Origin of the sequence: Paraburkholderia yinzeri (assembly GCF_046581065.1) — a bacterium.
Lineage (GTDB): Bacteria > Pseudomonadota > Gammaproteobacteria > Burkholderiales > Burkholderiaceae > Paraburkholderia.
Genome location: NZ_JBFOCJ010000001.1, coordinates 235,914 through 260,886, shown reverse-complemented (window position 1 = coordinate 260,886; position 24,973 = coordinate 235,914). Strand labels below are relative to the sequence as shown.

24 protein-coding genes, 1 other RNA gene and 1 pseudogene are annotated in these 24,973 nt (G+C 64.5%); 21 read left to right on the top strand and 5 right to left on the bottom strand.

What is annotated here, in order from left to right; all coding sequences use genetic code 11:
• Positions 1-9: 9 nt before the first annotated feature.
• The 4 genes from WJ542_RS01150 (at position 10) to WJ542_RS01135 (ending at position 3,741) form a co-directional block, all read left to right on the top strand.
• Entirely contained in the window at positions 10-561 is a 552-nt protein-coding gene (locus WJ542_RS01150; RefSeq protein WP_411187090.1) for an LPS-assembly lipoprotein LptE, read from the top strand.
• Positions 562-589: 28 nt separating this feature from the next.
• Complete coding sequence (holA, locus tag WJ542_RS01145; RefSeq protein WP_411187088.1) at positions 590-1,762, top strand: DNA polymerase III subunit delta; 1,173 nt, start codon at positions 590-592, stop codon at positions 1,760-1,762.
• A gap of 195 nt (positions 1,763-1,957) precedes the next feature.
• On the top strand, positions 1,958-3,229 hold the full coding sequence (locus WJ542_RS01140; protein WP_411190447.1) for a glutamate-5-semialdehyde dehydrogenase: 1,272 nt from the start codon (positions 1,958-1,960) through the stop codon (positions 3,227-3,229).
• Positions 3,230-3,318: 89 nt separating this feature from the next.
• Positions 3,319-3,741 (top strand): CopD family protein, encoded by a 423-nt coding sequence (locus tag WJ542_RS01135; RefSeq protein ID WP_411187086.1) that lies wholly within the window; start codon positions 3,319-3,321, stop codon positions 3,739-3,741.
• 33 nt (positions 3,742-3,774) lie between these two features.
• On the opposite strand, the gene WJ542_RS01130 is transcribed toward WJ542_RS01135, so the two are convergent.
• Complete coding sequence (locus tag WJ542_RS01130; RefSeq protein WP_411187084.1) at positions 3,775-4,227, bottom strand: nuclear transport factor 2 family protein; 453 nt, start codon at positions 4,225-4,227, stop codon at positions 3,775-3,777.
• Between the two features lie 205 nt (positions 4,228-4,432).
• Positions 4,433-5,281: a MurR/RpiR family transcriptional regulator gene (locus WJ542_RS01125; protein ID WP_411187082.1), complete on the bottom strand. Its 849-nt coding sequence runs from the start codon at positions 5,279-5,281 to the stop codon at positions 4,433-4,435.
• A gap of 277 nt (positions 5,282-5,558) precedes the next feature.
• On the opposite strand from WJ542_RS01125, the gene edd reads away from it, so the two are divergent.
• The 7 genes from edd to WJ542_RS01090 all read left to right on the top strand — a co-directional run bounded on the left by edd (position 5,559) and on the right by WJ542_RS01090 (position 12,746).
• Positions 5,559-7,451, top strand: coding sequence for a phosphogluconate dehydratase (gene edd / locus WJ542_RS01120; RefSeq protein ID WP_411187080.1), 1,893 nt, complete (start codon positions 5,559-5,561; stop codon positions 7,449-7,451).
• A gap of 2 nt (positions 7,452-7,453) precedes the next feature.
• Positions 7,454-8,095: a bifunctional 4-hydroxy-2-oxoglutarate aldolase/2-dehydro-3-deoxy-phosphogluconate aldolase gene (eda, locus tag WJ542_RS01115; protein ID WP_027795850.1), complete on the top strand. Its 642-nt coding sequence runs from the start codon at positions 7,454-7,456 to the stop codon at positions 8,093-8,095.
• A 259-nt stretch (positions 8,096-8,354) separates the two neighbouring features.
• The gene (locus tag WJ542_RS01110) at positions 8,355-9,716 is read left to right on the top strand and encodes a GntT/GntP/DsdX family permease (protein WP_411187078.1); all 1,362 of its coding nucleotides are present in this window, start codon (positions 8,355-8,357) and stop codon (positions 9,714-9,716) included.
• Between the two features lie 15 nt (positions 9,717-9,731).
• Positions 9,732-10,235, top strand: coding sequence for a gluconokinase (locus WJ542_RS01105; protein ID WP_411187077.1), 504 nt, complete (start codon positions 9,732-9,734; stop codon positions 10,233-10,235).
• Positions 10,236-10,406: 171 nt separating this feature from the next.
• Positions 10,407-10,817 (top strand): transposase, encoded by a 411-nt coding sequence (locus WJ542_RS01100; RefSeq protein WP_411187075.1) that lies wholly within the window; start codon positions 10,407-10,409, stop codon positions 10,815-10,817.
• Entirely contained in the window at positions 10,709-11,224 is a 516-nt protein-coding gene (locus WJ542_RS01095) for an IS5 family transposase (protein WP_411190446.1), read from the top strand. The genes WJ542_RS01100 and WJ542_RS01095 overlap by 109 nt, the downstream gene beginning before the upstream one ends.
• Positions 11,225-11,417: 193 nt before the next feature.
• Positions 11,418-12,746, top strand: coding sequence for an MFS transporter (locus WJ542_RS01090; protein ID WP_411190445.1), 1,329 nt, complete (start codon positions 11,418-11,420; stop codon positions 12,744-12,746).
• 89 nt (positions 12,747-12,835) lie between these two features.
• Here the strand turns inward: WJ542_RS01090 and purB are convergent, their stop codons facing one another.
• Positions 12,836-14,224 (bottom strand): adenylosuccinate lyase, encoded by a 1,389-nt coding sequence (gene purB, locus WJ542_RS01085; RefSeq protein WP_411187073.1) that lies wholly within the window; start codon positions 14,222-14,224, stop codon positions 12,836-12,838.
• Between the two features lie 235 nt (positions 14,225-14,459).
• On the opposite strand from purB, the gene WJ542_RS01080 reads away from it, so the two are divergent.
• The 4 genes from WJ542_RS01080 to WJ542_RS01065 all read left to right on the top strand — a co-directional run bounded on the left by WJ542_RS01080 (position 14,460) and on the right by WJ542_RS01065 (position 18,837).
• The gene (locus tag WJ542_RS01080) at positions 14,460-15,434 is read left to right on the top strand and encodes a LysR family transcriptional regulator (protein ID WP_411187071.1); all 975 of its coding nucleotides are present in this window, start codon (positions 14,460-14,462) and stop codon (positions 15,432-15,434) included.
• Between the two features lie 151 nt (positions 15,435-15,585).
• Positions 15,586-16,872, top strand: coding sequence for a Glu/Leu/Phe/Val family dehydrogenase (locus WJ542_RS01075; RefSeq protein ID WP_411187069.1), 1,287 nt, complete (start codon positions 15,586-15,588; stop codon positions 16,870-16,872).
• A gap of 196 nt (positions 16,873-17,068) precedes the next feature.
• Positions 17,069-17,962, top strand: coding sequence for a glutamate/aspartate ABC transporter substrate-binding protein (locus WJ542_RS01070; protein WP_411187067.1), 894 nt, complete (start codon positions 17,069-17,071; stop codon positions 17,960-17,962).
• Between the two features lie 149 nt (positions 17,963-18,111).
• Positions 18,112-18,837 carry an amino acid ABC transporter ATP-binding protein gene (locus tag WJ542_RS01065; RefSeq protein WP_411187065.1) on the top strand — a complete coding sequence of 242 codons (726 nt, stop codon included), beginning with the start codon at positions 18,112-18,114 and terminating at the stop codon, positions 18,835-18,837.
• Between the two features lie 28 nt (positions 18,838-18,865).
• Here WJ542_RS01065 and WJ542_RS01060 read toward each other — a convergent pair whose 3' ends face one another.
• Positions 18,866-19,789: a class II glutamine amidotransferase gene (locus tag WJ542_RS01060; RefSeq protein ID WP_411187063.1), complete on the bottom strand. Its 924-nt coding sequence runs from the start codon at positions 19,787-19,789 to the stop codon at positions 18,866-18,868.
• Positions 19,790-19,964: 175 nt separating this feature from the next.
• Here WJ542_RS01060 and pyrC point away from each other — a divergent pair, with 175 nt between their 5' ends.
• From pyrC to rnpB, 3 genes and pseudogenes are all read left to right on the top strand, one after another.
• Positions 19,965-21,020 carry a dihydroorotase gene (pyrC, locus tag WJ542_RS01055; protein ID WP_411187061.1) on the top strand — a complete coding sequence of 352 codons (1,056 nt, stop codon included), beginning with the start codon at positions 19,965-19,967 and terminating at the stop codon, positions 21,018-21,020.
• Between the two features lie 15 nt (positions 21,021-21,035).
• Positions 21,036-21,833: pseudogene (locus tag WJ542_RS01050) on the top strand (DUF3025 domain-containing protein); the annotation flags it as partial.
• A 99-nt stretch (positions 21,834-21,932) separates the two neighbouring features.
• Positions 21,933-22,345: RNase P RNA component class A (gene rnpB / locus WJ542_RS01045), an RNA gene on the top strand.
• Positions 22,346-22,450: 105 nt separating this feature from the next.
• Here rnpB and WJ542_RS01040 read toward each other — a convergent pair.
• Positions 22,451-22,873 carry an OsmC family protein gene (locus WJ542_RS01040; RefSeq protein ID WP_411187059.1) on the bottom strand — a complete coding sequence of 141 codons (423 nt, stop codon included), beginning with the start codon at positions 22,871-22,873 and terminating at the stop codon, positions 22,451-22,453.
• A gap of 643 nt (positions 22,874-23,516) precedes the next feature.
• Here WJ542_RS01040 and rplM point away from each other — a divergent pair.
• The 3 genes from rplM to erpA all read left to right on the top strand — a co-directional run bounded on the left by rplM (position 23,517) and on the right by erpA (position 24,926).
• The gene (gene rplM, locus WJ542_RS01035; protein ID WP_027795838.1) at positions 23,517-23,945 is read left to right on the top strand and encodes a 50S ribosomal protein L13; all 429 of its coding nucleotides are present in this window, start codon (positions 23,517-23,519) and stop codon (positions 23,943-23,945) included.
• A gap of 11 nt (positions 23,946-23,956) precedes the next feature.
• The gene (rpsI, locus tag WJ542_RS01030; RefSeq protein WP_411187057.1) at positions 23,957-24,349 is read left to right on the top strand and encodes a 30S ribosomal protein S9; all 393 of its coding nucleotides are present in this window, start codon (positions 23,957-23,959) and stop codon (positions 24,347-24,349) included.
• Positions 24,350-24,560: 211 nt separating this feature from the next.
• Positions 24,561-24,926, top strand: a complete 366-nt coding sequence (erpA, locus tag WJ542_RS01025) for an iron-sulfur cluster insertion protein ErpA (RefSeq protein WP_411187056.1) — start codon at positions 24,561-24,563, stop codon at positions 24,924-24,926.
• Positions 24,927-24,973: the final 47 nt, after the last annotated feature.

Genomic DNA, 24,973 nt, shown 5'->3' with positions numbered 1-24,973 from the left:
GGAGCTCATGTGATTCGCAGATCGTTTCTGTTACTGGCAGGCAGCACGCTGATGCTTTCGGCGTGCGGATTCCAGTTGCGCGGCGAGCAGAACTACGCGTTCAAGCGCCTCGCCATTGTTGGCGCCTCGCCGCCCGTCGCCGCGCGCCTCACGCGCATGATCGAAGGCGGTAGCGACTCGGTCGTCGTTCAGACAACGGCCAATGCCGATGCCGTCCTGCACGTTTCCGAGGGGCGCGGCTTCAGTACGCTCACGATCAACTATCTGGGTGTGGTCGAGGAGTATCAGGTCAATTATTCGCTCAACTACACGCTCACGGCGCCGGACGGTTCGGTGCTGATCCGCCCGAGCACGATCTCGCTGAACCGCGCGATGACGTATAGCGACCAGTACGCCACGGCGAAGGTGAGCGAATCCGACCTCCTCTTCGCGGACATGCAGAACGACGCCGTCGATCAGGTCACGCGCCGGCTGTCTATCCTGAAGACGCTGCATCCGACGCCGGAGCAGATCGTGCCGGGCGTCGCGCCGGGCGCGCCGCTGCCGCCGCCGCCGCTCTGATTCCCGCACTTCCGATCCGGCATCCCCAATGCAACTGCGACTCGACGGACTCGAACCGCATCTCGCGAGAGGCCTGGCAGGCCTCTACGTCGTCTACGGCGACGAGCACCTGCTCGTCCAGGAGGCGTGCGACCGCATTCGCGCGGCCGCGCGCGCGGCGGGCTACACCGACCGCTCCGTGTTCACGGTCGAGCGCGGTTTCGACTGGAGCTCGCTCCTCGGCGCGAGCCAGTCGATGTCGCTCTTCGGCGATCGCCAACTGGTCGAGTTGCGCATTCCGTCGGGCAAGCCGGGCAAGGAAGGCGCTGAGGCGCTGAAGACCCTCGCTGGAGCCGCGAATCCCGACGTGCTCACGCTCGTCACGCTGCCGCGCCTCGACGCCGCCACGCAGAAGTCGGCATGGTTCACGGCGCTCGCGGAGAGCGGTGTCGCGCTGAAGATCGATCCGGTCGAGCGTGCGCAACTGCCGAACTGGATCGGCCAGCGCCTCGCGCAGCAAGGACAGCGTGTCGCGCCGGGCGAGGACGGGCGGCGCGCACTGCAATTCGTCGCGGAACGCGTGGAAGGCAATCTGCTCGCGGCCCATCAGGAAATCCAGAAACTCGGCCTGCTGTATCCCCAAGGCGTACTGAGCTTCGAGCAGATTCACGACGCCGTGCTCAATGTCGCGCGCTACGACGTTTTCAAGCTCAACGAAGCGATGCTGACCGGCGATGTCGGCCGGCTCGCGCGCATGCTCGACGGCCTGCGCGGCGAGGGCGAGGCTTCGGTGCTCGTGCTGTGGGCCGTCGTCGAAGAGATCCGCACGCTGCTGCGGATCAAACGCGGCGTCGCCGCCGGCAAGCCGCTCGCCATGCTGCTGCGCGAGAACCGCGTCTGGGGGCCGCGCGAGCGGCTGATCGGCCCGGCGCTTTCGCGTCTCACCGAGGCAGTGCTCGAGCGCGGACTGACACTCGCGGCGCGACTCGATCGCCAGGTGAAGGGGCTCACTGCGCAGGCGCGGGGCGAATGGCGCAACGCGCTGCCGCCCGATGCCTGGGATGGCCTCTTCGAGCTTGCCATGACCGTTGCCGCGCCGCGCGATGCGGGGGCGTCGACTCGACCCGTCGCAGCCGGCGCTGCCGCTTCTGCGAGCCGTGCCCAGCCAGCCGGCATGGGCGGCCGACCGCCGACCGCGGGGCCGACGCGCCGGCCAGGCTGAGCCGCGAAGGCTCGCCGGGTCTTGCCGCCGGCACCTGCTTCGAATCTGTGGGCGGTGTGCGTCGGTTGGCTGCCGGCGCCGCGTCTTGGGGCCGGCCAGACAGATCCGACGGACTGGCCTTACAATTAAAATTCCGCGCCTGCTTCAGACGGGGCATCCCAACGCCGGGCGCGTCGCATCACACAAGACACCATGATGGATATCGACCAGTACATGACCGATCTGGGCCGCCGCGCCCGCCGTGCCTCGCGCGCCATGGCACGAGCGTCGACCGCCGCGAAGAATGCCGCGCTGGAAGCCGTGGCGAAGGCCGTCGAGCGCGATGCGCAAGCGCTCAAGGACGCGAATGCACGTGACCTCGCGCGCGCGCGGGACAAGGGCCACGATGCGGCCTTCATCGACCGCCTCACGCTCTCGGACAAGGCACTGAAAACGATGGTCGAAGGCCTGCGCCAGGTCGCGGCGCTGCCGGACCTCATCGGCGAGATCGGCAACCTCAAGTTTCGCCCGAGCGGTATCCAGGTGGGCCAGATGCGCGTGCCGCTGGGGGTGATCGGCATCATTTACGAATCTCGCCCGAACGTGACGATCGACGCCGCTGCGCTGTGCCTGAAGTCGGGCAACGCAACGATCCTGCGTGGCGGTTCCGAGGCGCTCGAATGCAATACGGCGCTCGCGAAGCTGATCGGCGAAGGGCTGGCGGCGGCGGGGCTGCCGCAGGACGCGGTGCAGGTGGTCGAAACCGCCGACCGCGCGGCGGTGGGCAAGCTCATCACGATGACGGAGTACGTGGACGTGATCGTGCCGCGCGGCGGCAAGAGCCTGATCGAGCGCCTGATGGCCGAGGCGCGCGTGCCGATGATCAAGCATCTGGACGGCATCTGCCACGTCTACGTGGACGATCGAGCCGACCTCGCGAAGGCGCTCAACGTCTGCGACAACGCCAAGACCCACCGCTACGGCACCTGCAACACGATGGAGACGCTGCTCGTCGCGCGCGGCATCGCGCATGACGTGCTGCCGCCGCTTGGCCGGCTCTATCGCGACAAGGACGTGGAGCTGCGTGTCGACCCGACCGCGCGCGCGATTCTGGCGGATGCGGGCGTGGGCCCGCTCGTCGACGCGACCGAGGAGGACTGGCGCACGGAATACCTGGCGCCGGTTCTGGCGATCAAGGTGGTGGACCACCTCGACGAGGCGGTCGAGCACATCAACGCCTACGGCTCGCACCATACCGATGCGATCGTCACGGAAGACCACGATCGCGCCATGCGCTTCTTGCGCGAGGTGGACTCGGCGAGCGTGATGGTGAATGCCTCGACGCGCTTCGCGGACGGCTTCGAATTCGGCCTTGGCGCGGAAATCGGCATTTCGAACGACAAGCTGCACGCGCGCGGGCCGGTCGGCCTTGAAGGGCTGACTTCGCTGAAGTACGTCGTGCTCGGCCACGGCGAAGGCCGGCAATAGTCGTGCGCGACGGCGCGGCCCCGGACGGGACGCGCCACGTTGCCGATGCGTCAACTTAACGCCCAACGGAACCTCAACAAGAACAAAGGATGTCGATGCTCTGGGTCAAGACGTTTCACATCGTACTGATCGCTTCGTGGTTTGCCGGTCTGTTCTACCTGCCGCGCATCTTCGTGAATCTCGCGATGGAAACGGAGCCCGCGGCGATCAAGCGCCTGCTCTTCATGGCTCGCAAGCTCTATCGCTTCATGACGCTGATCGCCGTGCCGGCGCTGCTGTGCGGCTTGTGGCTGTGGCTCGTGGTGGGGATCGGGCGCGGCCAGGGCTGGATCCATGCGAAGGTCGGCGTCGTGGTGCTGCTTGTCGCTTACCACGCCTGGTGCGGCCGCCTGCTGAAGACCTTCGAGCGCGGCGAGAACCGCCGGTCGGACAAGTGGTATCGCCTGTTCAACGAACTGCCGGTTCTCGGCATGCTGGCCGCCGTGGCGCTGGCCGTGATCAAGCCCTTCTGATCCTGGGTGGCCTCGCCCCGGCAGGCGCGGCGCTCAGGCCGAGTCCGCACCCTTGCGAAGCAGGCGCGCCGCCACGACCCGCCATCCCTCGTCGCGTTTCACGAATACGTCGGTGAAGCGATATTCGATCGCCTTGTAGCCGGCTGCCGGCGTATAGCGGTTGACGCCCGTTGCCACGGCCACGTCGCCCAGCACCTGGACACGTACGTCTTCCAGCACTTGCGAACTGCCCGGCGGCAGCGGGGCAGCCGCCAGCAGATCTTGCCTGGTCCGGCGCACGTCGCCGGGAAATACTTCGAAGAACTTATCGTCCAGCAGATCGTTGAGCATCGGACGATCGCCGGTCGAGGCGGCGTGGGTCCACTGTTGTTCGAGCAGTTCGACCTGAATCCTTTCGGAAACCGGGTTGTCGGTATCGTACCTGGCGGCGGCGAGCGCCGTCGTGGCGAGTCCGCCCGCGACGGCGAGAATCAGAATGCGTTTCATGAGAGTTCCTTCGACAAGCCCTCGAAACATTGGGTTCGAGGGGACGGGACGCTGTCCAGGGCAAGTCGGCGGATATCTGGCAGAAGAATGCGAGATGTGCGCGGATGGCACGACGCTGAAGCCGGGGATCTGTGTTCCCAATGCCTCTACTGTAGTCAGAGTCGTTTCCTACAGATATAGGAAAAGTTCGTAAAAGCTGTCAGCCTCAACCGATCGGATCGAGGCGTCTTCGCGCAATGATCTCTTTCGCGTCGGCAAGCTTTTCGGCCAGTTCCGGCCCGCGCTGCAGCGCGACACCCACGGCGAGGATGTCGCCGATCGCCAGATGCGAGGTGCGCGAGGTCATCGGCGAGAAGACATCGGTGTCTTCGTCCACATTGGCATGGAGGCCGACTGTCGCTAGGCGTGCGAGCGGCGAGGTGCCGTGCGTGATGGCAATCACCTTCGCGCCGCGGTCGAGCGCCGTGCGCGCCGCGTCGACGACGTCGCGCGTGCGCCCTGTATTCGAGATCGTGACGACCACGTCGCCAGGTCCGAGCAGTGCCGCCGACATCAGAAACGTCTGCGGATCCGAATAGGCGACGCTCGGCATGCCGAGGCGGAAGAATTTGTGCTGCATGTCCTGCGCGGCGATGCCCGAGCCGCCTGCGCCGTAAAACTCGATGCGCGACGCCTGCGCGAGCAACGTGATGGCGTTGGCGAGCGCGTCGGTGGAGAGGTTGTTGCGTACCTGGAGCAGCGCGCCGATCGTGCGGTCGAGCACCTTGGCCGCGACGCCCGGCACCGGCTCGTCGGGGCGCACGTCGCGATAGACGGCCGGCGGCAGGTCGGCCGCCACGGCCTGCGCGAGACGAATCTTGAACTCCCGGAAACCCGAGAACCCCAACGCGTGGCAAAACCGCGCGATCGTCGGCTGGCTGACGCCCGCCCGCAGCGCAACCTCGGTCATCGAGAGGTCGAGCACCTCGCGGGGCGCCTCGACAACGTAGTCGGCAAGCTTGCGCTCGGAAGGGCGCAACTGCTCGCGCATGGCTTTCACCTGGGACAGCAGCATCGGGAAACTCGCACTATGCTGGAAGATCCGGGGACTATAGCGGATCGGAGGATATGTACAAAAACTACATCACGTCGACCGAACTGGCAATGTCTTCCCTGCGGGGCCGCCGGGAATGGCTAGATATTGCCGAAATTTGCTTATCTATCTGAAGCATTGACCAGGGCTAACCGGGATTGCGATCGTGTAGTTTTTCTACTAACATCGCCTCCAACGCTGACCGGACCGCCTGATCCGGCCCCCACAGTCCGCCGAGACGAAGAAGGAAGGAGATTCAATGGTGTCCCCGCATTCGCAGTTGATGAAGGTCACGCAGCGCGTGATCGAGCGCAGCAAGCCGACGCGTGAGGCCTATCTCGCGCGCGTGGCTGCGGCACAGGACCGTTTCCCGGCACGCGGCGCGCTGTCCTGCGCGAATCTCGCGCATGGCTTCGCCGCCGTCGAGGGGCGGGACAAAATCGCGATCAAGGCGGTCCGCGAACCGAACATCGGCATCGTCTCGGCGTACAACGAGATGCTCTCGGCGCACGCGCCCTACAAGAATTACCCGGATCTCATCAAGCAGGCTGCCCGCGAGAACGGCGGCATCGCGCAGTTCGCCGGCGGCGTGCCGGCAATGTGCGACGGCGTCACGCAGGGCAACGCCGGCATGGAGCTGTCGCTCTTCTCGCGCGAGGTGATCGCGATGAGCACGGCCGTCGCGCTCACGCACAACATGTTCGACGCGGCCCTGTGCCTCGGCATTTGCGACAAGATCGTGCCGGGCCTCCTGATCGGGGCGCTCCAGTTCGGCCATCTGCCCACGATCTTCGTGCCGGCGGGCCCGATGACGAGCGGCATCTCGAACGACGCCAAGGCGAAGGTGCGCCAGCAGTTCGCCACCGGCGAATGCGGCCGCGACGCGCTGCTCGAATCCGAGGCCGCGGCCTACCACGGCCAGGGCACCTGCACGTTCTACGGCACCGCCAACAGCAACCAGATGCTGATGGAAGTGATGGGCCTGCATCTGCCGGGCTCGGCATTCGTTCATCCGTACACGCCGCTGCGCGACGAACTCACGGCCGCGGCCGCGCGCCGCGTGCTCGACCTCACGGTGGAGCGCGGCAACTACACGCCCATTGGCCACGTGGTCGACGAAAAGGCGATCGTCAACGGCATCGTCGCGCTGCTGGCCACGGGCGGGTCGACCAATCACACGATGCACCTCGTGGCCATGGCGCGCGCGGCCGGCGTCCTGATCGACTGGGACGACTTCGACACGCTTTCGCAGGCGGTGCCGCTGCTCGCGCGCGTCTATCCGAACGGCAAGGCCGACGTGAACCACTTCCACGCGGCCGGCGGCGTTGCGTTCCTCGTGCGCGAGCTGCTCGACGGCGGCCTGCTGCACGAAGACGTGAAGACCGTGGCGGGCGAGGGCCTGCGCCATTACACTCAGGAGCCGAAGTTGCTCGATGGCAAGCTCACGTGGGTCGATGCGGTGGAAAAGAGCGCGGATACGAACGTGCTGCGCGCGCTCGCCGAACCGTTCCAGCCGGACGGCGGCCTGCGGCTCATGCAGGGGCGCTTGGGCCGCGGCGTGATCAAGGTTTCGGCGGTGGCGCCGGAGCGCCGCAAGGTGCGTGCGCCCGCCGTCGTGTTCGATTCGCAGGAAGCCGTGCAGGAAGCGTTCGACAATGGCCAGCTCGAGCGTGACTTCGTGGCCGTCGTGCGCTTCCAGGGCGCACGTGCCAACGGCATGCCGGAGCTGCACCGTCTCACGCCGCTCCTCGGCGTGCTGCAGGACAAGGGCTTTCACGTCGCGCTCGTGACCGATGGGCGCATGTCGGGCGCGTCGGGCAAGGTGCCCGCCGTGATCCACGTTTCGCCGGAAACGCTGCTGCAAGGCCCGATCGGCAAGGTGCGCGACGGCGACATGATCGTGATCGATGCCGTGGAAGGCGTGCTCGACGTTGAAGCCGATGCCGCCGGGTGGGACGCCCGCCCGGTCGCGCAGCCCGCGCACCAGGAAAGCAACGAGGTAGGCTTCGGGCGTGAACTGTTCGGCGTGTTCCGGGCCGCCGCCGCGCCCGCGGAACTCGGCGCGGGAGTGTTCGGGTCGCTCGTTGGCGAAACCGGTCACGCGCCGGCTGCCGCTGCACCGGTCAAAGCAACGCAACATCAAGGAGCTTGAACATGGCAACAAAAACGGTAGCCGATATCGTCCGCCTCGGTCCGGTGATTCCGGTGCTCGCCTTCGACACCGCCGAGCAGGGCGAGCACGTCTCGCGCGCGCTGCACGCGGGCGGCGTCAAGGTGCTCGAAATCACGCTGCGCACGGCGGCCGGTCTCGAAGCGATCGAGCGCGCGGCGCAGATCGCGTCGGATATCGTGGTGGGCGTGGGCACGATCACGAAGCCCGAGCATTGCGCGCTCGCGAAGAAGGCCGGCGCGCAGTTCGGCGTATCGCCCGGCCTCACGCGCGAGATGCACCAGGCCTCGCTCGACGCGGGCTTGCCGCTGCTGCCGGGCGTCATGACGCCGTCCGACATCATCACGGCGATGGAGCTGGGTTACGAGATCGTCAAGTTCTTCCCGGCCGTGCCGGCGGGCGGCATTCCGATGCTGCAGGCATTCCACGGCCCGTTCCCGACGCTCAAGTTCTGCCCGACGGGCGGCATCAGCGCCGAAACCGCGACGAACTTCCTCGCGCTGCCGAACGTGGTGTGCGTGGGCGGTTCGTGGCTCACGCCGAAAGCGGCGGTGGCCGCACAGGATTGGGCGGAAGTGACGCGCCTCGCGCGCGCCGCAAGCGAGCTGTCGCGCCCGGCGCGCTGACGCGGGCCGCGGACGGACTGCAGGCGGTTGCGCAAAGCCCGGCAAGACAGGGGCTGCAACATAAGGCCGGCAACATAAGGCCAGCAAGACGAGCCGCGCGAGGTTCACGCCCCGCGCGGCTCATTTTTTACCCGCGCCGCCGCGAAAGCCGCTATAACCTCATTACAATGCCGGCCCCAGTCGCCCTGCCGAGGCCGGCGCGGTCCGCCCCGAGCCGCGGCGGACACGTTTCGAACAAATCCACCCGGAGAACAACCCCATGGGAGTGGCCCACGGCAGCATGCTGCTGATCTACGCGGTCATCGCGATCGCCGCGCTGATTCTTTTGATCACGCGCTTCAAGGTTTATCCGTTCCTCGTTCTGATCATCGTTTCGCTGCTGCTCGGCCTTGCCGTCGGCATGCCGATGGATCAGATCGTCAAATCGTTCGAAACCGGCAACGGCAATACGCTCGGCCATATCGCCATCGTGGTCGGCCTCGGCACGATGCTCGGCAAGATGATGGCCGAGTCGGGCGGCGCCGAACGCATCGCCACGACGCTGATCAGCTGGTTCGGCGAGAAGAACATCCACTGGGCGATGATGTTCGTCGCGATCATCGTCGGCTTGCCGGTGTTCTTCGAGGTCGGCTTCGTGCTGCTCATTCCCATCGCGTTCAACGTCGCGAAGCGCACTGGCAAGTCGCTGCTGCTGGTCGGCCTGCCGATGGTCGCGGGCCTTTCGGTCGTGCATGGCCTGATTCCGCCGCATCCGGCCGCGCTGCTCGCCGTGCAGGCCTATCACGCGGATATCGGCAGGACTATCGCCTACGGTTTGATCGTGGGCATCCCGACTGCGATCGTCGCGGGTCCGCTGTTCGCGTTGCTCGTTCACCGCACGATCAAGCTGCCGGAGAACAATCCGCTCGCGGCGCAGTTCATCTCCGGCGTGAAGCTCAAGGCCGACAGCGAGCTGCCCGGCTTCGGCATCACGCTCTTCACGATCCTGCTGCCCGTGATCCTCATGCTGATCGGCAGTTGGGCCGACCTCGTGTTCGCGCCGAAGACGCTGCCGAACAACCTCCTGCATTTCGTCGGCACGTCCGACGTTGCGCTGCTGATAGCCGTGCTCGTGAGCTTCTGGACGTTTGGCGCGCAGCGCGGCTTCACGCGCGAGCAGATCCAGAAGTTCTGCGGCGACTGCCTCGCGCCGATCGCGGGCATTACGCTGATCGTCGGCGCGGGGGGCGGGTTCGGCCGCGTGCTGATGGACAGCGGCATTTCGAAGGAGATCGTGGGCGTGGCGCAGTCGGCGCATCTGTCGCCGCTCCTGTTCGGCTGGTTCGTCGCGGCGCTGATCCGTCTTGCGACGGGTTCGGCCACCGTCGCCATGACGACGGCCTGCGGCATCGTCGCGCCAGTTGCCGCCGCGGGCGGCATGGCGGTGCGCCCCGAACTGCTCGTGCTGGCGACGGGCTCGGGCTCGCTGATTTTTTCGCACGTCAACGACGGCGGTTTCTGGCTGATCAAGGAGTATTTCGGCATGACCGTCGGGCAGACGTTCAAGACGTGGTCGCTGTGCGAGACCATTATTTCGCTGCTGGGCCTCGGGCTGACTTTCGCCCTGGCGGCCGTGCTGTAACAGCTGGAGCATTAAATGATTCTGATCGCAATGGGTGTGTCGGGCGCGGGCAAGACCCGCATTGGCGAAATGCTGGCCGAGCGCCTGCACTGCGGCTTCACCGACGGTGACGCTTTTCACAGCGAAGCCAACAAGAAGAAGATGCACGATGGCATTCCGCTCACCGACGAAGACCGCTGGCCCTGGCTGCGCACGATTCGCGCGGCCATCGAGGAAAAGCAGCGCGCGCACGAGACGGCCGTGTTCACGTGCTCCTCGCTCAAGCGCTCGTACCGCGACATCCTGCGCGGCACCGACCGCGACGTGTGCTTTGTCTATCTGAAGGGCTCGTTCGAGGTGCTGCACGAGCGTCTTGCTTCGCGCACGGGCCACTTTTTCGATCCGTCGCTGCTGCAGAGCCAGCTCGATACGCTCGAAGAGCCGGGGCCGGACGAGGCCGTCACGGTGAGCATCGAGCTCACGCCCGAGCAGATCGTCGACGAGGTACTGAAGCAGGTGGAGGCGCGCCGCGCGGGGTGAGCGCCTCGCAGACCGCCGCCTGGAGCAGGCGAATCCGGACAGACAAACCCACAAAACCCCGGCCACCGTGCCGGGGTTTTTGCTTAAAGGCCAGTTCAAAAAGAGCCCGGAAGGGCTGTTTACTTTCCCGTGAAACGGTTAACCTTGGATGCCTGAACAACGGATCAAGGAATGCCGGCACCTATCATCGATGACGCGCTGTGGGCACTGATCGAACCACTACTTCCGCCGCCCAAGCCGCGACACAGGCGATACCCTGGGCGCCTGCCGGTCTCGGACCGTGCGGCACTCAATGGCATCCTGCTCGTGCTCAAGACAGGGATGCGATGGAATCATCTGCCGACCCGGTTGGGCTTCGGCTCTGGAGCGACTTGCTGGCGTCGGTTGCACGACTGGCAGCAAGCCGGAGTGTGGGACAAACTGCACGGGCTGCTGCTCGACAAGCTGCGCGAATCCGGCCAGCTCGACTTCTCATATGCGGCTGTCGATTCATCGTCCGTGCGCGCCGTTGGGGCAGGCCAAAAACTGGGCCAAACCCCACCGATCGCGCACGACCAGGGTCCAAACATCACGTCCTCGTAGACGCGAATGGCGTTCCTGTCAGCGTGATCCTGACCGGCGCGAACCGCAACGATGTCACGCAACTGCTGCCGCTGGTCGACGCTATCCCGCCGATTCGCGGCACTCGCGGCCGACCGCTTCGCAAGCCCAAGGTCCTCTACGCCGACCGTGGCTACGATTCCGACTCGCATCGCCACCGACTTCGCGAACGCGGTATCAGACCGGTCATCGCCAGACGCCGCACCGAACACGGCAGCGGCCTCGGCAAATTCCGTTGGGTCGTCGAACGGACTCATTCGTGGCTCCATGGTTTCCGTCGTCTTCGCATCCGCTTCGAACGCCGATCTGACATTCACGAAGCGTTCCTCAAACTCGGCTGCTCTCTCGTCTGCTGGAACATCTTCAGCCGAGCTGAGCGGCCATTTTGAACTGGCCTTTTAGGTATGCGCCAGGATCTGTTGCGGCGGCACAGGTTGGTCTGGTTTATCCATAGGTGGACAATTTGTTAATATATGGAACCGTGCTGCCCGGGATCAGCGGATTGCGCGACTATCCAGACACCTTCCCCGATGCGGAGGAGACGCCTTGCCTACCACCCGAATCGGCCACGTCCGTTTCCTGATGCTGTTCCTCGTGTTCGCGGGAACCGTCATTAATTATGTGGACCGCGCCAACCTTTCCGTGGCCGCGCCGCTGCTCAAGCACGAATTCGGCCTCGGTCCGGTCGAGATCGGCCTGCTGTTTTCCGCTTATGCGTGGACGTACGTGATCGCCAATATTCCCGGCGGCTGGGTCGTCGACCGCTTCGGCTCGCGCGTCATGTATGCGCTCGCGGTGCTGGTCTGGTCCGCGTTCACGGTCGCCCAGGGCTGCGCCGGGCGTTACGCGACGATCTTCGGACTGCGGCTGGGCGTCGGCGTGGCAGAAGCGCCGACGTTTCCGGTCAACAACCGCGTGGTGTCGATCTGGTTTACGCAACGCGAGCGCGGCACCGCGACGAGCGTCTATCTCGTGGGCCAGTACATCGGCATGGCGGCGCTTACGCCGGCGCTGTTCTGGATCGCGCACGCCTTTGGCTGGCGCACGATCTTCTACGCGACGGGCGCGGTCGGCGTCGTCTGGGCGGGCGTCTGGTATCTGCTTTATCGCGATCCCGAAGATTGCTCGTGGGTTGGAGAGGCCGAACTGCAGCACATCCGCAGCGGCGGGGCGCTGGTCGGTTCGAACCACACCAGCGGCAAAGGGGTCGCGGCCGGAGGGGCAAAGAGTTCGAAGTTCCCGTGGCGCAAGCTGGCCATCGTGTTCCGCAATCGCCAGATCGTTGCGATCTGCATGGGCAAGTTCGCATCCCTCTCGTCGCTGTACTTCTTTTTGACGTGGTTTCCGAGCTATCTGATCAGCGAGCGCCACATGGCCGTGCTGAAAGCCGGTGGAGCGGCCGCCGTGCCGTTCATTGCGGCGTCGATAGGCGTGGTGGCGGGCGGTGCGCTGTCCGATTTCCTGCTGCGGCGTGGCGCGAGTGTGGGGGCCGCGCGCAAGACCCCGATCATCACGGGCCTCCTGCTCGTGCCCACCATGACGCTGTCGCTTCTTACCGACAGCAACGCGGTCGTCATTGCGATCATGTCGTTCGCGTTCTTCGCGCAGGGGGTGGCGTCCGCTTCCTGGTCGCTGATCGGCGACATTGCGCCGAAGAGCATGATCGGCATCACCGGCGGCGCCGTGAACTTCGCGGGCAACCTCTCCGGTATCGTTACGCCGATTGCGATCGGCTTCATCCTGCGCGAGACCGGTTCGTTCGGCTGGGCGCTCGGGCTCATCAGCGTGTTCGCCGTGATGGGCGCGCTGGCTTATACGTTCCTGCTGGGCGAAGTGAAGCGTATCGAAATCGGCGATGAGCCTGCCGGCGATGTTGCCGTGGGCGAAACGGCAAAGTCGACGCTGGACTGAGGCGACGCGAGCGGTTCCGCAATAAGTGAAAAAGGCGCTCGACCGCGAGGTCGAGCGCCTTTTCTATCGTCGCGCGTCGTGCGCCGCGCTTACGAGATGCGCTTCGCCAGCTCCGCGGCCTTGCCGACGTACGACGCCGGCGTCATGTCGAGCAGACGCCGCCTGGCATCTTCAGGAATCGCGAGACCCGACACGAAGGTCTGCAGCGCTTCGCGCGTGATGCCCTTGCCGCGCGTGAGCTCCTTCAGCTGCTCATAGGGATTCTCGATGCCATAGCGGCGCATCACGGTCTGCACGGGCTCGGCCAGCACTTCCCAGGTGGCGTCGAGGTCGTCGTTCAGACGCTGCGGGTTCACTTCGAGCTTGTCGAGACCGCGGATCAGCGCGTCGTACGCGAGCAGCGAGTAGCCGAAGGCCACGCCGATATTGCGCAGCACCGTCGAGTCCGTGAGGTCGCGCTGCCAGCGCGAAACCGGCAGCTTGTCGGCGAGGTGGCGCAGCGTGGCGTTGGCGAGGCCGAGGTTGCCTTCCGAGTTCTCGAAGTCGATCGGATTGACCTTGTGCGGCATCGTCGACGAGCCGATTTCGCCGGCCTTGGTCCTCTGCTTGAAGTAGCCGAGCGAGATGTAGCCCCACACGTCGCGATCGAGGTCGAGCAGGATCGTGTTCGCGCGCGCGATCGCGTCGAAGAGTTCCGCCATGTAGTCGTGCGGCTCGATCTGGATCGTGTACGGGTTGAAGGTGAGCTTCAGGCGCTGCTCGACGACTTCCTTCGAGAACGCTTCCCAGTCGAATTCCGGGTAGGCCGAGAGGTGCGCATTGAAGTTGCCCACCGCGCCGTTCATCTTGCCGAGCAGTTCGACCTTCTCGATGCGCGAGATTGCGCGCGCGAGACGCGCCGCGACGTTGGCGATTTCCTTGCCGAGCGTGGTCGGGCTGGCGGGCTGGCCGTGCGTGCGCGAGAGCATCGGCTGGTCGGCGTGGGCGTGGGCGAGCTTCACGAGGCGCTCATACACCGAGCGCAGCGCCGGCAGGATCACGTGTTCGCGCGCGCCCGCGAGCATGAGGCCGTGCGAGGTATTGTTGATGTCTTCCGAAGTGCAGGCGAAGTGGATGAATTCGCTTGCGCGCTCCAGTTCCGGCTGGCCCTTCACCGATTCCTTGAGCCAGTACTCGACCGCCTTGACGTCGTGGTTCGTCACGCGCTCGATGTCCTTGATGCGCGCGGCGTCGTGCGCCGTGAAGTTTTCGGCGAGCTTGAGCAGGAACTGCTCCGACGCTTCCGAGAAACGCGGCACTTCCGCGAAGCCGGCCTGCGACAGCGCGATCAGCCAGTGGATTTCCACGGTCACGCGGTTGCGCATGAACGCGGCTTCCGAGAGCCAGTCGCGCAGGGCTTCGGTCTTCGAGGCGTAGCGGCCGTCGAGCGGGGAGAGCGCGTTGAGCGCGAAGAGGGTATCGGGACGGGTATCGGACATGATTAGGGACGTAACGCGGGAAGTTACGCTCGCTGGGGTTAGACTCGAAAGCAGTCGGCCTGGAGACGGCGGGAACCGCACATTTTATCACCTTGCTGACAGGCGGCCGCCGGCGCAACAGGCCGTGTCATGCGGGCTCGCGGTGCCGCGCGGACGGCTCTTTTGGCGCGCCGCCGCGCCGGCGCGTGGCGCTCTGGCTAAAATGCCGACTTCACGTCACTGACCGCCGACCCGCATGGAACTCAAATGGCTCGAAGACTTCGTTTCGCTCGCGGAAACGCATAGTTTCAGCCGTTCCGCCGAGCTGCGCCACGTTACGCAGCCGGCGTTCTCGCGTCGCATCCAGGCACTCGAATCCTGGCTCGGCACGGAACTGATCGATCGTTCGGTTTATCCGACACGCCTGACTGCCGCGGGGCAGGTGTTCTACGAGCAGGCGCTCGCCATGCTTTCGCAGTTCCACGAGGCGCGCACGCTGCTGCGCGGCCACACGGCAACACCAGCGGCGACCATCGAGTTCGCCGTGCCGCATACGATTTCGCTGACCTATTTCCCGCGCTGGCTGCAGCGCATCGAGGCGAAGCTGGGCCGCATTCATACGCGTCTGCGTGCGCTCAACGTGCACGACGCGGTGCTCTCGCTCGTCGAGGGCGGCTGCGATCTCGTGATGGGTTATCACCATCCCAGCCATCCGGTGACCCTCGATCCCGCGCGCTACGACACGCTCACGCTCGGCATCGAACCCATCAGTCCGTATTCCGCCGTGCAGCGCGCCGGGCGCCCCCGTTACACGCTGCCCGGCACGGCGGACGCGCCCGCGCCTTACCTCTCCTATACGCCGAACGCCTATCTAGGCCGCATGACCGAGGTGATCATTGCCAACGCACCGGCACGGCTGTACCTCGACCGCGTCTACGAAACCGATATGGCCGAAGGGCTCAAGGCGATGGCGCTGGCGGGACATGGCATCGCGTTTCTGCCGCATAGCGCGGTGGAGGATGCCGTGGCGCAGGGCCGGCTGATCCGGCTCGACCGCGGCACGCGCGGCGCGCCGGAGGGGCAGTTCACGCTCGACATGGAGATCCGCCTCTATCGCGACAAGCTCGCCGCGCAGGGCGACGATGCGCGCCAGGCGCTCGTGCGCGAGCTATGGGACGCCGTGAGTGCGGAACTCGCCGAACTGGCGGCGCCTGACCGACGGGCAAACTGACGAAGCGGTAACCTGGGCCCGGGCCCGCGACACGTTTTTTCGACTTCGGGAACGTTATGCATGAAAAGCATAACGGGATGATCAAACGGCATTGGATTTCACGTGGGCGTTTTCTCACAATTGCACCATTCATTCGATCGCCGGAGCGTTCATGTCTTCCCAAATGCAGTCGGTTCCTTCGTATCTCCACGCCGACAACCTCGGCCCCTGGGGCAACTATCTTCGTCAGGTCGACCGCGTGGCGCCGTATCTCGGCTCGCTCTCGCGCTGGCTCGAAACGCTCAAGCGTCCGAAGCGCATCCTGATCGTGGACGTGCCCATCGAGCTCGATAACGGCACCGTCGCGCATTTCGAAGGCTATCGCGTACAGCACAACGTTTCGCGCGGTCCCGGCAAGGGCGGCGTGCGTTACCACCAGGACGTTACGCTCTCCGAAGTGATGGCGCTGTCCGCGTGGATGTCGGTGAAGAACGCGGCCGTGAACGTGCCGTACGGCGGTGCCAAGGGCGGTATCCGCGTCGATCCGCGCACGCTCTCGCGCGGCGAACTCGAACGCGTGACGCGCCGCTACACCAGCGAAATCGGCATCATCATCGGGCCGAACACCGACATTCCCGCTCCGGACGTCAATACGAACGAGCAGATCATGGCGTGGATGATGGACACCTACTCGATGAACCAGGGCCAGACGGCCACGGGCGTCGTGACGGGCAAGCCCATCACGCTCGGCGGCTCGCTCGGCCGCCGCGAGGCAACGGGCCGCGGCGTGTTCGTGGTCGGTTGCGAAGCCGCGCGCCGCACGGGTCTCTCGGTCGAAGGCGCACGCATTGCCGTGCAGGGCTTCGGCAACGTGGGCGGGATCGCCGCGCGCCTGTTCCAGGAAGCGGGCGCGAAGGTCGTCGCCGTGCAGGATCACACCGGCTCGCTCCATAACGCGAACGGCATGGATGCGGCGGCGCTGCTGGAGCACGTCGCGAAGACGGGCGGCGTGGCAGGTTTCGCCGGCGCCGACGTGCTCGCGAACGACGAATTCTGGACCGTCGAGACCGACATCCTGATCCCGGCCGCGCTGGAAAACCAGATCACCGAGAAGAACGCACCGAAGATCCGCACGAAGATCATCGTGGAAGGCGCGAACGGCCCGACCACGACGGCGGCCGACGACATTCTCCACGACAAGGGCGTCCTCGTGATTCCCGACGTGGTGGCGAACGCGGGCGGTGTGACCGTTTCGTACTTCGAGTGGGTGCAGGACTTCTCGAGCTTCTTCTGGACGGAAGGCGAAATCAACGAGCGCCTGGAGCGCGTGATGCGCGAAGCGTTCGCGGCGGTCTGGCAGGTGGCGAGCGAAAACAAGGTGTCGGTGCGTACGGCGGCGTTCATCGTGGCGTGCAAGCGCATTCTGATGGCGCGCGAAATGCGCGGCCTGTACCCTTGATGCGCCTCTGATCGACACGACGATCGTGACAACGCGGGCGTGATAGCGCTCGCTACAGCGCAGTATCGGGAAGCGGACGGGACCTTGGCGGGGCCGTCCGCTTTTTTGCGCTTTTTGTATTCCGGGGACTTCAACAGCCTTTCAGATTTATTACTTTGCTACACTGGCGCCGGTTTTGGCCCGGGAGACCGCACCGATGAAAATCAAAAAGGCCGTGCTTGTTCTCGCTACCCTCGGTTTCTTCGCTGCAAGCGCGCACGCGCAGGATTCCGGCACGCTCAGGAAGATCAAGGACACCGGCGTCATCTCGCTCGGCCATCGCGAATCGTCGATCCCGTTTTCCTATTACGACGACAAGCAGAATGTGATTGGCTACTCGCAGGATTTTGCGCTGAAGATCGTGGCTGCCGTGAAAACGACGCTGAACATGCCGAACCTGAAGGTCAAACTCGTGCCGGTCACCTCGCAGAACCGCATCCCGCTCGTGCAGAACGGCACGGTGGACTTCGAGTGCGGTTCGACCACGAACAACGTCGAGCGTCAGCAGCAGGTGGCCTTCTCGAACACGATCTTCGTGATCGGCACGCGACTCATGACGAGGAAGGACTCGGGAATCAAGGACTTCGCCGACCTCAAGGGCAGGACCGTCGTGACGACGGCGGGCACGACGTCCGAGCGCCTTCTGCGCAAGATGAACCAGGACAAGAACATGGGCATGAACATCATCAGCGCGAAGGACCACGGCGAGTCGTTCCTGACGCTTTCGACGGGTCGTGCGGCGGCGTTCGTGATGGACGACGCGCTGCTCGCGGGCGAGCGCGCGAAGTCGAACAGTCCGGGAGACTTCGTGATCGCAGGCAGGCCGCAGTCGCATGAGGTGTACGGCTGCATGATGCGCAAGGACGATCCCGGGTTCAAGAAGGTCGTGGACGAGGCCATCGCGAAGGTCGAGACCTCCGGCGAGGGAGAGGCGATCTACACGAAGTGGTTCGAGTCGCCGATTCCGCCGAAGGGCCTGAATCTGAACTTCCCGGAAAGCGACGACATGAAGACGTTGTTCAAGAATCCGAACGACAAGGCGATCAACTGAGGCCGGGTATCGACTCCGCTTTGCCTCGGCGAGGGTTGCGTTCGCGCCCTTCGAGGCCGGGTATGATTCGGAAACTATCCGCGCCGGCTGTTTCGTCGTTTGCAGGGGCGCGTCGAGCCTCGTGAGAGGTCTTCAGAAAAGGTCGCAAGATGATTTCAATCAAGAACGTGTCGAAGTGGTACGGCCAGTTCCAGGTGCTGGCCGACTGCACGACAGAAGTGAAGAAGGGCGAGGTGGTGGTGGTCTGCGGGCCATCGGGCTCGGGCAAGTCCACGCTCATCAAGACCGTCAATGGGCTCGAACCGTTCCAGCAGGGTGAGATTCTCGTGAACGGACAGTCGGTGGGCGACAAGAAGACCAATCTGTCGAAGCTGCGCTCGAAAGTCGGCATGGTGTTCCAGCACTTCGAACTATTCCCGCATCTTTCGATTACCGAGAACCTCACGCTCGCGCAGATCAAGGTACTGGGCCGCAGCAAGGACGAGGCGACCGACAAGGGTCTCAAGCTCCTCGACCGCGTGGGCCTGCGCTCGCAGGCGGACAAGTTTCCGGGTCAGCTCTCGGGCGGGCAGCAGCAGCGCGTGGCGATTGCGCGCGCGCTTTCGATGGACCCGATCGCCATGCTGTTCGACGAGCCGACCTCGGCGCTCGACCCCGAAATGATCAACGAAGTGCTCGACGTCATGGTCGAACTCGCGCAGGAGGGCATGACGATGATGTGCGTGACGCACGAGATGGGCTTCGCAAAGAAGGTCGCGCACCGCGTGATCTTCATGGACCGCGGCCTCATCGTCGAGGACGATCGCAAGGAAGACTTCTTCGCGAACCCGAAGTCGGATCGCGCGAAGGAGTTTCTCGCGAAGATCCTGCACTAGGCGGGCGGGCACAGACAGGCGCCGCGCGCTACTCGCCCCAGGTCTGCAGCGCGAAGGCGGCTTCGGCGTCCACGGTCTCGACCGCGGGTGTGACGACCCGCGGCGGGCAGGGCGCGCTCGCCGAGGCATCGGTTGCCGGGTTCTTCAGCTTGTCGAGCACCTTCTGCGGCACCGGCACGCTCGCCTGCGCGATCACGTCGCCGTTCTGGAACATCAGCAGATCGCCGGGCGCAAAGCGCGTCCAGATTTCGTTGTCGGTGAGCGGCGCAGTGGCGATCACCGCCACGCGATCTTCGGGCGTCGTGTATTTCGCGAAGTCGATCGAAACGTCGGCATCGACCAGATGCGCCGTCGAGAACGGCCAGCGGCGCACGAGATAGTAGAGATGTGTCGAGCAGTGCGCGAAGAGCGCCTGGCCGTTCGACATCAGGAAATTGAACACGCCGGACTGCGTGATCTCGCGCGTGAGCGACGCCAGTTCCGCAAAGAGCTCGGGAAGCGGCGGCTGGGAGCCCGGGAACGCCTTGCGCAAACCCTGCAGCAGCGAGCAGAACGCCAGCTCGCTATCGGTCGTACCGACCGGCTGATACACGCCCGACATGGCCGGATTGAAGTCGTGCAGGTCGCCGTTGTGCGCGAAGATCCAGTGGCGGCCCCACAGCTCGCGCATGAACGGGTGGCAGTTTTCGAGCTGGATGTGGCCCTGCGTAGCCTTGCGGATATGCGCGATGGTGTTGCGCGACTTGATCGGGTAGCGCTTGACCATCTCGGCAATCGGCGAGTGCGCGGAGGCCTGATGGTCGATGAAGAGCCGGCAGGCCTTGTCTTCGAAGAACGCGATGCCCCAGCCGTCGGCGTGGTGATCGGTGACGCCGCCGCGCGCCGCGAATCCGGTGAAGGAGAACGTGACGTCCGTCGGCGCGGCGCAGTTCATTCCAAGAAGTTGGCACATGGCTAAAGCGTGATGCGGCGGGCGGAGCGATCCGGTGAACCGGTACAATGATGATTTTCCAAGCATATCACCGGGCTGCGCGCCGCCAATACGAATTTTGTCGGATGCTTTCCACGCCGAGCGTGAAAGAGCCTGGTTGTCGCGCCCGCGCGACGATCTCCGTGCATCGAAACCCATGAACGCCTCTTCCCAGACCATTCTCACGCTCACCCGCCCCGACGACTGGCACCTGCACGTGCGCGACGGCGCCATGCTCGCGGCGGTGCTGCCGCATACCGCGCGCCAGTTCGGCCGCGCGATCATCATGCCGAACCTGAAGCCGCCGGTCACGACGACCGAACAGGCCGCCGCGTACCGCGACCGCATTCTGGCGGCGCTGCCTGAGGGCGCGCGCTTCGAGCCGCTGATGACGCTTTATCTGACCGACAACACGCCGCCCGACGAGATTCGCCGCGCGCGCGAAAGCGGCTTCGTGCATGGCGTGAAGCTGTATCCGGCAGGCGCGACGACCAACTCGGACGCCGGCGTGACCGATATCCGCAAGTGCGCGAAGACGCTGGAGGCCATGCAGGAAGTGGGTATGCCGCTTCTCGTGCACGGCGAGGTGACGAATGCCGACATCGATTTGTTCGACCGCGAGAAGGTGTTCATCGACCGCGTGATGACGCCGCTGCGCCGCGACTTTCCGGCGCTGAAGGTGGTGTTCGAGCACATCACGACGAAGGACGCGGTCGACTACATCCGCGCCGATCGTGCCGCCCCGGGCCTGCTGGGTGCGACGATCACGCCGCATCACCTGCTCTACAACCGCAACGCGATCTTCCAGGGCGGCATTCGTCCGCACTACTACTGCCTGCCGGTGCTCAAGCGCGAGACGCATCGCGTGGCGCTCGTCGAGGCGGCGACCTCGGGCGACGCGCGCTTTTTCCTCGGCACGGACAGCGCGCCGCATCCGAAGGGGCTGAAGGAGCATGCGTGCGGTTGCGCGGGCTGCTACACGGCGCTGCATGCGCTCGAACTCTACGCCGAGGCGTTCGACAACGCGGGCGCGCTCGACAAGCTCGAAGGTTTCGCGAGTTTCCACGGTGCCGACTTCTACGGCCTGCCGCGCAGTGCCGAAAAAGTGACGCTGCGTCGCGAAGAGTGGACGCTGCCGGCCGAGGTGGCGGCGGGCGACGTGCCGGTCGTGCCGCTGCGCGGCGGCGAAACGATCGGCTGGCGCTTCGTCTGAGTATGCGCGGTTGGGATGTCGCGCTCGTTGCCTTTGTTATGTGAAGTGGACTTGCCGGGCGGCGCGGTGAAGCGCGCCGCGCCGGGTTTTGCCGATATCGACTGGACGAGGCCCTGGTTCGCGCAGGTCGCAGAACGCGGCGTGCGCTGGCAGCAGGCCGCGCTGCGCAGCGCGGCCGACCAGTTGCGCGAGATGAACGCAGACGCCGCATCCGCCGAAGTCACGACAGGGCGCGGGCAGCGCCTCGCCTTTATCCCGCAGGACGAACTTCCGCCCGATACGGCTTACGAGGCCCATATCGCGGCCACCGGCCGGGTGCCGACGCGCCACAATCTGCATGACTTCTTCAATGCGCTCAGCTGGTTTCAGTTTCCGCGCATCAAGGCCGCGTTGAGCGCACGCGGCTCGGCGCTGGTCGATGCGCTGGGCGTTGGGCCCACGCGCGGCGGCACGCGTGACGCGCTGACCGTGTTCGACGAGAATGCCGTGCTGTTCGCCTGCGCCGATGCCGCGCTCGGCGCCGCACTGCGATCGTTCGACTGGAAGGCGCTCTTTATCGACAGCCGGGCCGCATGGGGCGAATGCTGCGAGGTCCGCTGCTTCGGGCACGCGCTGCTGGAAAAGCTCGTCACGCCGTACAAGGCGTGCACCGCGCATGCGTGGATCGTCGACGTGCCCGCCGACTACTTCTCGTGCACGCGCGCCGCCCGCGACGCGTTTCTCGACGCAACGGTGAGCCGTGCGCTCCTCGAAGACAGCGAATTCAACGGCCGGATGTTCGCGCCGCTGCCCGTGCTCGGAATACCCGGCTGGTGGCCCGAAAACGGAACCCCCTCGTTTTACGACGATTCGTCGGTGTTTCGCGCCGGGCGGCGGGCGCGTCCCGCGGCGGATGGTAAAATCGCGGTCAGCAAAGCAGGCCAGGCAGTCGCGGCTTCGGCGGTTTCGGCCGTCGGGGGCGAGGAAAGTCCGGACTCCACAGGGCAGGGTGATGGCTAACGGCCATCCGTGGCGACACGCGGAACAGGGCAACAGAGAACAGACCGCCGATGGCCCGATTTCGGTCGGGATCAGGTAAGGGTGAAACGGTGCGGTAAGAGCGCACCGCGTCTGCGGTGACGTAGACGGCACGGCAACCTCCACCCGGAGCAATTCCAAGTAGGCTGGCTAGCATCTTCGAGATGCAGGACGGGGCCCCCGTCACGTCAGCGGGTAGGAAGCTTGAGCGCGTCAGCAATGGCGCGCCTAGAGGAATGGCTGCCACGCGCAGGGCGCCGCAAGGCGTCCCGCGTGCACAGAATCCGGCTTATCGGCCTGCTTTGCCAACCTCATGATGCAAAAAAGCCGGCGTGGGCCTTGTGACCGCGCCGGCTTTTTTCGTTTTTTTCCTCGCGAACGCCGCAAGCGCGGGCGCCGGATCGCCGGCGAACTCAGGCCGCGACGATCTCGAACGAGTGCGTGATCTCGGCCGTCTTGCCGATCATGATCGACGCCGAGCAGTACTTGTCGTGCGACAGGTTGATTGCGCGCTCGACGGTAGCCGGGTTCAGGTTCTTGCCCGTCACCGTGAAATGGAAGTGGATCTTCGTGAAAACCTTCGGGTCTTCGCTGGCGCGCTCGGCCTTCAGCGTCACGTTGCAGCCGCTGATTTCCTGACGGCTTTTCTTCAGGATCAGGACCACATCGTAGGCGGTGCAGCCGCCCGTGCCGAGCAGCACCATTTCCATCGGACGCGGCGCGAGATTGCGCCCGCCACCTTCCGGCGCGCCGTCCATGTTGACGAGGTGACCGCTGCCCGTTTCGGCCGCGAACGCCATGCCGTCCTGTCCCATCCAGCTAACTTTGCATTCCATGTCTGTGCCTTTGCCACGGGTTCTTCGATTCAGCCCGCATTGTAGCCCGCCTCTACTGGTATGTCCGGGGGCGACGTACCGGGTCGAACTTATGCGCCTTGCTTGAATGTTGCGATGCGCCATCGGAACGGCAAGGTCGTTATCCCTGACCAAAATAGGGGTTTTGCTCTAGCAATGCCGCTCGGCTGGCTGCTGGACGTTCTGTAGTTCTTTGATTTTAAAGGAAATGCAAGGCCGGGCTGAGGTGCATCATGATTTCATATTATGGTGTTGTATTTCGCAATGCAGTTTTCCTTGCGTCGCACAAGCTCGATCCGTATAATTTGTCTCGTTGGTGGTCGTCCTCGACGACACCTCAGCATGTCTCCTCCACCCTCCTCCAAAAGGTGGATTAAGCCCGAACCCACGCGTTCGGGCTTTTTTTCGCCCTTCCCTTAGCCTCGTCTTCCGCGCGCCGCGTATCAAATTTTGACGCGGCTGCAATTTTCCCTTTATAATCCTAGGTTTCCTGCATTCATGCCCGCAGGGAAACGGGAAGACCCGAAAGGGGAAACCCGAAACAGGGAGAGCCTGCGCCGGCGCCAACGAGCGTCACCATACAAGCAGGACCGAAACTGGGCACAGCATATTTTTTGGATCGATCATGAAGACTTTTTCCGCCAAGGCACATGAAGTGCAGCGCGAATGGTACGTGATTGACGCGACGGATAAGGTTCTCGGCCGTGTCGCCAGCGAAGTGGCACGCCGTCTTCGCGGCAAGCACAAGCCTGAGTTCACCCCGCACGTCGACACGGGTGATTTCATCATCATCATCAACGCCGGCAAGCTGAAGGTCACGGGCAACAAGACGACCGACAAGAAGTACTACCGTCACTCGGGCTACCCGGGCGGTATCTACGAAACGACGTTCGGCAAGATGCAGGAACGCTTCCCGGGCCGCGCGCTCGAGAAGGCCGTGAAGGGCATGCTGCCGAAGGGCCCGCTCGGCTACGCGATGATCAAGAAGCTGAAGGTCTACGCAGACGCAACGCACCCGCACTCGGCGCAACAGCCGAAGGCGCTCGAGATCTAAGGGGAGCCCACATGATCGGTAACTGGAATTACGGTACGGGCCGCCGCAAGAGCGCCGTCGCTCGTGTCTTCATCAAGTCGGGCAAGGGCGAGATCATCGTCAACGGCAAGCCCATCGCCGACTACTTCTCGCGCGAAACGTCGCTGATGATCGTGCGTCAACCGCTGGAACTCACGAACCACGGCACGACGTTCGACATCAAGGTGAACGTGACGGGCGGCGGCGAAACCGGCCAGGCCGGCGCAGTTCGCCACGGCATCACGCGCGCGCTGATGGACTACGACGCAACGCTCAAGCCGGCACTGTCGCACGCTGGCTTCGTTACGCGTGACGCACGTGAAGTGGAACGTAAGAAGGTCGGTTTCCACAAGGCACGTCGCCGCAAGCAGTTCTCGAAGCGTTAATCGCGTATTTGCGCTTCGTGGCCGTGCGCTCCTCGCGGAAGTGCATGGCTGCTGCAAAAAACCGCCTCGCGCAGGAATGCGTCGGGCGGTTTTTTCGTTTTAGCTGTATCTGGATCAGAACATCGGCGAGAAACCCTTGATTTTGTGGGCTTAAGCACGATCTTCGGAACGGCCCTACAATAGCGGCTAGAAGCTTATTTGGAGAGTTCGCATGAACGCTGTCACCGAGACCCCCGTGACTGAAATGCCCGGTCCCTTCGTTTTCACCGAAGCAGCGGCTGACAAGGTCAAGCAACTGATCGACGAGGAAGGCAATCCGGAGCTGAAGCTGCGCGTGTTCGTGCAGGGCGGCGGCTGCTCGGGCTTCCAGTACGGATTCACGTTCGACGAGACGATCAACGAAGACGACACCGTGATGAACAAGAACGGCGTCCAGTTGCTGATCGATTCGATGAGCTATCAGTACCTCGTCGGCGCCGAGATCGACTACAAGGACGATCTGAACGGCGCGCAGTTCGTCATCAAGAACCCGAACGCCACCACGACCTGCGGTTGCGGCTCGTCGTTCTCGGTCTGAGCGACAGCCTCATGGCATAAGAAACGGGGCTTGATGCCCTGGATCCG